Here is a 1,665-nt window from a genome sequence, read left to right as displayed (position 1 = left end):
TTCCACGGCGGTGGACCCCGCGATTCGCAGAATCCACGCTGCGGGCATTCCCATCGTCGGGCTGGTCACCCCGGTGCTGGCGGTTCCCGTCGCATGCTTTGTCAATTCGGATGATTACACCCTGGCGCTGGGAATCGCTCGCCAGCTTTTCGCGTACCTTGGCGGCGCTGGGGACGTGCTGGTGGTTTCGGGTCACTCGGACTCCTACACCAGCCTGGAGCGCTTGCGCGGCTTCGGGGATGCGGCAGCCGAATACCAGGGCATCGTGCTGCTGGGCACGATAGCGGGCGATTACGTCAGAGACGTGGCCTTGCTGCGTACCCAGGCCTGGCTCGAAGCACATCCCGACGCCAGCCTCACTGCATGTCTTGTGGCCAATGACATCATGGCAGTCGGCGTGATCGAAGCGCTGCGCGCGTACCGCCGCGAGGCGGTCGTCGTGGGAGTTAACGCCATTCCCGAAGCCGTCCAGGCGATTCAGCGCGGGGAGATGCTGGCCACGGCGGACTTCAATGCGATGCGCATGGCCCACCTGGCCACAGAGTGCGCCATCCGTCATGTTCGCGCCGAGGCCGTTCCACGCCATATCGAACTTCCCGTGCAAATTGTCGACGCGCACAATGCCCACCTTTGGGATATGCCCTATGCGCAACGCCCGATCTGGACGCTTGCCGAAGCACTTGCGCAAATCGCACGTACAGGTACTGGCCGTGTCGAATGATCCAGATATCCGCACGGAGTACGACGTCATCGTTGTGGGTTCGGGCGCGGCGGGCCTGACGGCCGCGTGCGTTTCCGCCTTGCAGGGATGCTCGGTCCTGCTGCTTGAACAGTCCGCGAAGGTAGGGGGAACCACCGCCATCTCGGGTGGCATGGTGTGGATTCCCAACAATCACAAGATGGCCGGGGCAGGGCGCGAAGACAGTCTGCATGCGGCGCGCGAATACCTTTCGGCGCTGGTGCAGACCGGAACTCCCGAGCGTCTCGACGCGTTCCTGAAATATGGAGACCAGGCTGTCCGGTATCTGGAGTCCCACACGGCGCTTCGCCTGCAGCCCGTCGTTACCTACCCTGACTATTACCCCGATTTGCCCGGCGCCACGCTGGGTGGCCGCGTGCTGGAGCCCGAGCCCTACGACGCTCTCGCTCTCGGCAAAAACTTCAAGCGCCTGCAGGACCCGTTGCCCGAGTTCTTGCTCTGGGACGGAATGATGATCAGCCGCCAGGACCTGCCGCACTTGCGCCGCGCTTTCAAATCGATGCGTTCTGCGCTGTACGTTGCACGGTTGCTGCTGCGCCATGCCTGGCAGCGCATGAGGGCCCACCGAGGCAGCTCCTTGTACCTGGGCAACGCCCTGGCCGGTCGCCTTTTTCAGTCGGCACTGGATCTGCGCGTGGATATTCGGACCAGCAGCTCCGTACTGGGATTGCTTCGAGTGGACGGCGCCGTTGTCGGTGCCATGGTCGCGCAAGCGGGCGGCGTCCAGCAAAAAATCAAGGCCCGCAAGGGCGTCATCCTGGCCACAGGCGGGCTGTCCCATGATGCCGCGCTTCGCCGGAACTATGTGCCGGCACACGCTGGACACCTGTCCGCGACCTTGAATTCCGGCACCGCCCCACGCGGAGCGCAGCTGGCCAAGGCGGCCGGTGCTGCATTTTCTGCCC

General features: G+C 64.1%; 2 protein-coding genes. Both read left to right on the top strand.

The features are described from left to right. Nucleotides 1-721 (top strand): sugar ABC transporter substrate-binding protein (locus D3H34_RS32370; protein WP_147400578.1); only part of this gene is annotated, 721 nt, incomplete at its 5' end. Next, a partial coding sequence (locus D3H34_RS32365) for an FAD-dependent oxidoreductase (RefSeq protein WP_205736861.1) occupies nt 669-1,665 on the top strand: 997 nt, incomplete at its 3' end. The genes D3H34_RS32370 and D3H34_RS32365, both read left to right, overlap by 53 nt.

The sequence above is a fragment of the Acidovorax cavernicola genome, from assembly GCF_003581445.1.
Note: the sequence above shows the minus strand (reverse complement) of the source record. Positions and strands in the feature narration are given on the sequence as shown.